Below are 5,079 nucleotides of genomic sequence, written 5' to 3' on the forward strand. Positions count from 1 at the left end.
GGTGCAGGGCAAACGGGTGGGTGGGGTGCCTGCCGCCGCCGGACGGTGCGGGGCGGTTACGGGGCCCAGTGGGACTGGAGCGTGCGGACCGTTTCGGCGATGGCGGGACGGCGAGAGGCGCCCGTGCGCCACAGGGCGTAGAGGCGGCGGACCGGCACCGGGGTGAGGGGCACCGTGACCGCGCCGGAGGGGATGGGGCCGCGGCCCAGGCGGGGGATGAGCGCGACCCCGAGCCCCGCCGCGACGAGCGCGACCAACGTGGGGTTCTCCTCGGCCTGGTGAGCGATATCGGGCTCGCACCCCGCCTCGCGGAGCGTCCGGATCAGCCACTCGTGGCAGACGAGCCCGGGAGGCTGAGTGATCCAGCGCTCGGACCCCAGCTCCTCGCGACGCACGGCCGCCCGCCCCGCGAGCCGGTGGTCATGAGGCACGACGAGGTCGCAGAGGTCGTCGCCGATGACCGCCTGCTCGACCCCCGGCGGCGTCGGAAGCGGCGCGATGTCCCAGTCGTGGACGACGGCCATGTCGACCGCGCCCTTGGCGACGAGGTCGATGGACAGGTGCGGGTCGATCTCCGTCATGCGGGTGTCGAGGGAGGGGTGGCGGCGGGCCAGGTCCGCGAGGACCGAGGGCAGCAACCCCCGCGCCGCCGACGCGAACGCGGCGATGGTGAGGCGCCCCGCGGGCACCCCGCGCCGCTCCTCCAGCTCGGTCTCGGCGCGTTCGACGATCGCCATCAACTGCCGCGCCGTATCGGCGAGATGGAGCGCCTCCTCGGTGAGGGCGACCCCTCTGCCCCGGCGTTCGAGGAGCGTCGTCCGCGTCTCCCGTTCCAGTTTGGCGATCTGCTGGGAGACCGCGGACGGCGTATAGCCGAGCGCGGTGGCGGCCGCACCCACGGTGCCGTGCACGGAGACGGCGTGCAGGGCGCGGAGCCGGGCGAGATCGAGCACGGATGGCCTCACATTCATTAGCGTTGCTTCATCCAACCATGCAGAGATCCGCGCTGGTGCTACATGTTCGGCTCGGGTGATCCTCGACGCATGCGACCCGCACATGTCTGTCTGGCTGTTCTCGTTGCCGCCGTATGGGGCGTCAACTTCGTCGTCATCGAGGTGGGGCTCGGCCACTTCCCGCCCCTGCTCTTCTCCGCCCTGCGCTTCCTCGTCGCCGCGCTGCCCGCCGTCTTCTTCGTGGGACGCCCGAAGGTGGCCTGGAAGTGGATCGTCGGCGTGGGCCTCGTGCTCGGGGTGGCCAAGTTCGGGCTGCTCTTCATCGGGATGGATGCCGGGATGCCCGCCGGTCTCTCCTCGCTCGTGCTGCAGGTGCAGGCCGTCTTCACCGGGTTCTTCGCCTTCCTGGCGCTGGGCGAGCGGCCCGGCCGCGTGCGGCTGACGGGCATGGTGATCGCCCTCGGCGGGATCGCGGTCGCCGCCGTCGACGAGGGGGAGACCGGTCCGCTCACCGCCTTCGCGCTGCTGATGGGCGCCGCGGCCTGCTGGGGCGTCTCCAACGTCCTCACCCGCAAGGCGTCCCCGCCGGACTCCCTGAACTTCATGGTGTGGGTGAGCACGGTCCCGGTGCTGCCGCTGCTCGCGCTCTCCCTGCTCTTCGAGGGGCCGTCCCGGGACCTCGCCGCCCTGCGCTCCCTCGACTGGCAGGGCGCGGGCATCATCGTCTACGTCGCCTGGGTCACGACGGTCTTCGGCTTCGGCGCCTGGGGCCATCTGCTGCGCCGCCACCCCGCGTCGACGGTCGCCCCTTTCTCGTTGCTCGTCCCCGTCTTCGGGATGTCGTCGGCCGCCCTGGTCCTCGGCGAGTCGGTGAGCGGGCTGCGGTGGTGTGCCGCGGCGTTGCTGGTGGGCGGGGTCGCGCTGGCTTCCTTCCCGGGAGCGGGCAGGGGCTCGGTCAGGCGGAGCGGGTCACCAGGCGTGACAGGAGCTCACGGCCGGGGCCCAGCAGCTCCGCGAGCGGCGCCGCACCCTCGTACCAGCGCTTCTCGTACTCCCAGCACAGCCACCCCTCCCAGTTCTCCGCGCTGAGCCGCGCCACGCACTCCTCGATCGGCAGGACCCCGGCGCCGAGGGCCAGCGGTGTCGTGTCGTCGGCCGACGCGATGTCCTTCACCTGTACGTAGCCGAGGTAGGGGGAGAGCGCGGCGAAGGTGTCGGGGACGGGCTCGCCGCCCAGCCAGGTGTGCATCAGATCCCACAGGGCGCCGACCTGGCGGTGCCCGACGGTGCCGAGGATGCGGGTGGCGTCGGCGCCGGTGCGGTGCGAGTCGTGGGTCTCCAGGAGGATGCGCACACCGGCGTCGGCGGCGTGCCGGGCGGCGGTGCCGAGCCGCCTCGCGGCCGTCGCGTCGGCCTCCTCCGCGCTCTGTTCGGTGCCGCCGCCGGGGAAGACCCGGACGAAGGGGGCGCCCAGGTCACGGGCGAGCGCGACGAGGGAACGTATCTCGTCGAGCACCGGTTCGTCGTCACCGGGCGCCGCCACGCGCGCGTACCCGGCGATGCCGAGGACCTCGACGCCGGATTCCTTGAACTCGGCGGCAACGTCGGCCCGTTCGACCAGCCCGAGCCCCGGGTGGACCGGCTCCTCGGGGTGCGCGCGGAGCTCGACGCCGTGGTAGCCGTGGGCCGTGGCGAGCCGGAGCACGTCGGGGACGGGCAGGCCGGGCACGCCGAGCGTGGAGAAGGCGAATTTCATGGTCCTGACAGTAGGCGGCGCGCGGGCGTGGTCAACCCCGCCGCGGCGGGTGGGACTCACGAGGGCCGCTCGTGCAGCGGAAGCAGCCAGTCCTGCCCGACGAGGTCGGCGCCGAACGAGCGGTGCGGCTTCTCCGCGACGAGGACGAAGCCGTGGCGCCGGTAGATGCCGCGGGCCGACTCCAGTACGTCATTGGTCCACAGCGTCAGCTCGCGGTAGCCGACGCCCCGCGCGAACTCCACGCAGGCCGCGACCAGTCGGTCCCCGATCCCGAGGCCCCGCGCCGCGGGCTCGACGAGCAGCAGGCGCAGCCGTGCGGTGCCGGGCGCCTCGTCCCGTACGCACATCACGCACCCCACGGGCCGCCTGTCGAACTCGGCGATCCACACGCGCTCCAGGTGCGGATCGTGGTCCTGGGCGAAGTCGGCGACGATGCGGGCCACGAGGCCTTCGTAGTCCGTGTTCCAGCCGAACTCGGCCGCGTACACCGCGGCGTTGCGCTGGACGATCCACCCGAGGTCGCCCGGCCCCGGCTCCCGGAGCGTCACGTCCGGCACACCCTCGTGGCGCTCGCGGCCGCTTCCCCGCCCCCGCCCGCGGCCGTCTTCGAGGATCTCCCGCACCGTGCGCATGGCCGACACGAGCCGGGCCCGGTCGGCGGCGGGGACTTCGGTGAGCAGTGAGCCGACGGACTCCCGCGACCGCTCGTCGAGCAGCTCGGCGGCGTCCCGCCCGCGCGCGGTGAGCGTGATGCGCTGACGCCGCGGATCGTCCGTGGACGGCGCCCGCTCGACCAGCTCGTCGCGCTCGAACTTGGCGAGGAGGCGGCTCAGATAGCCCGCGTCCAGGGAGAGTTCGGAGCGGAGGTCGGCCGCGTCGGTGCGGGGCGCGTGCGCCAGCTCGTACAGGACGCGGGACTCGGTGAGGGTGTACGGGACGTACAGGTGCCGGCTGTAGTCGAGCGCGCCGATCAGGTTCGTGTAGAAGCGGTTGAAGGCGCGCATCTCGTGGATGGGGGTGTGCGGTTCCGCGGTCGCCATGGCGCATCACTCCGGGTTACCTTTGACTGAGTCAACGGTACGCCCGCTCTCAGAGGAAGGCCAGCCGCGCCCCGAGGGCCGCGAACGCCGCCGCGAAGGTGCGGCGCATCCAACTCACCACGCGCGGGCGCGAGATGACGTGGTGCCGCATGGCCGCGGCGAACCGGCCGTACACCACGAAGACCGCGAACGTGATCAGCATGAAGTAGGCGCTCAGCTCCGTCATGCGCAGGAAGGCGTACGGCTCGTCGGTGTCCACGAACTGCGGCAGGAACGCGAAGAAGAACAGCGTCAGCTTCGGGTTGAGGATGTTGATCAGTACGCCCGTGAGGATCGTGCGGCCCGCCGAACGCGGCTCGCTCTCCCGCTCGGCGGTGAGCTCGCTCTTGTCCCGCCAGGTGCTCCACGCCATGTACAACAAGTAGGCCACGCCCAGGTACTTGAGCGTCTGGAAGGCGACGGCACTGGTGTTCAGGACCGCCGCGAGACCGGTGATCGCGGCCACCATGTGCGGGACGACGCCCAGCGTGCAGCCGACGGCCGCGATCACCGCGGCGCGGGTGCCGCGCGACAGACCGGCCGCGATCGTGAACAGGACGCCGGTGCCCGGTGTCACGCAGACGACCAGGGAAGTGAGGAGGAATTCCATGCCCTCGACCCTGGCGCCACAATGGCTCCGTGAACAGGTCCATTGGATCTCCTCTCCACAGGTCCATAACTCCACAGAGCACAGATCCATGAGGAGGACTTCATGAGGAGGGCTTCGTGACGGGTGGCTCCGAGGGGCAAGGCGGCGGGGTCGCCGACTTCCTCCAGCTCGACACCGGTGACGCCCCCAGGGGCGGGCTCTCCGACTGGCTGGCGCGGCAGGTCAGGAGCGCCATCGCCGACGGGCGCCTCCCCGTCGGCAGCACGCTCCCCGCCACCCGCACCCTCGCCGGTGACCTGCGCGTCTCCCGCGGCGTCGTCACCGAGGCCTACCGGCGGCTCACCGAGGACGGGCACGTCGAGGGGCGCGGGCGTGGCGGCACGGTCGTCGTGGCCGTACCGCATGCGCCGGACTCCTCCGGGGACACGCCGACCGCCCTGCGGGCGGCCGCCGACGAGGGGGCCGGGGACCTCTTCACGGCCCCTCCCGGCCCCGGTGTCTTCGACGCCGTCCGCGCCGCGCCCGCCCGCATCGACCTGTCACCCGGCCTGCCCGACCTCGCCGCCTTCCCGCGCGCGGCCTGGCTGCGCGCCGAGCGCTCCGTGCTCGCCCGGCTCACCCCCTCGGACTTCGGCTACGGGGATCCGCGCGGCACCCGGGCGCTGCGCGGCGCCGTCGCGC

Annotated in this window: 5 protein-coding genes and 1 pseudogene; 2 read left to right on the plus strand and 4 right to left on the minus strand. The window is 72.7% G+C overall.

Annotated features, from left to right (window positions below; genetic code table 11):
- Positions 1–56: 56 nt before the first annotated feature.
- On the minus strand, positions 57–953 hold the full coding sequence (locus AOK03_RS36435) for a LysR family transcriptional regulator (protein ID WP_055569670.1): 897 nt from the start codon (positions 951–953) through the stop codon (positions 57–59).
- 90 nt (positions 954–1,043) lie between these two features.
- On the opposite strand from AOK03_RS36435, the gene AOK03_RS36440 reads away from it, so the two are divergent.
- Entirely contained in the window at positions 1,044–2,042 is a 999-nt protein-coding gene (locus tag AOK03_RS36440) for an EamA family transporter (protein ID WP_055569671.1), read from the plus strand.
- On the opposite strand, the pseudogene AOK03_RS41475 reads toward AOK03_RS36440, so the two are convergent.
- The 3 genes and pseudogenes from AOK03_RS41475 to AOK03_RS36450 all read right to left on the minus strand — a co-directional run.
- Positions 2,032–2,709: pseudogene (locus AOK03_RS41475) on the minus strand (sugar phosphate isomerase/epimerase family protein); the annotation flags it as partial. The gene AOK03_RS36440 and the pseudogene AOK03_RS41475 overlap by 11 nt on opposite strands.
- Before the next feature lie 56 nt (positions 2,710–2,765).
- Positions 2,766–3,749 carry a bifunctional helix-turn-helix transcriptional regulator/GNAT family N-acetyltransferase gene (locus AOK03_RS36445; RefSeq protein WP_055569672.1) on the minus strand — a complete coding sequence of 328 codons (984 nt, stop codon included), beginning with the start codon at positions 3,747–3,749 and terminating at the stop codon, positions 2,766–2,768.
- 49 nt (positions 3,750–3,798) lie between these two features.
- On the minus strand, positions 3,799–4,398 hold the full coding sequence (locus tag AOK03_RS36450) for a LysE family translocator (RefSeq protein ID WP_055569673.1): 600 nt from the start codon (positions 4,396–4,398) through the stop codon (positions 3,799–3,801).
- Positions 4,399–4,514: 116 nt separating this feature from the next.
- On the opposite strand from AOK03_RS36450, the gene AOK03_RS36455 reads away from it, so the two are divergent.
- A partial coding sequence (locus AOK03_RS36455) for a GntR family transcriptional regulator (protein ID WP_157869178.1) occupies positions 4,515–5,079 on the plus strand: 565 nt, incomplete at its 3' end.

The sequence above is a fragment of the Streptomyces atriruber genome (assembly GCF_001418325.1).
GTDB lineage: Bacteria > Actinomycetota > Actinomycetes > Streptomycetales > Streptomycetaceae > Streptomyces > Streptomyces atriruber.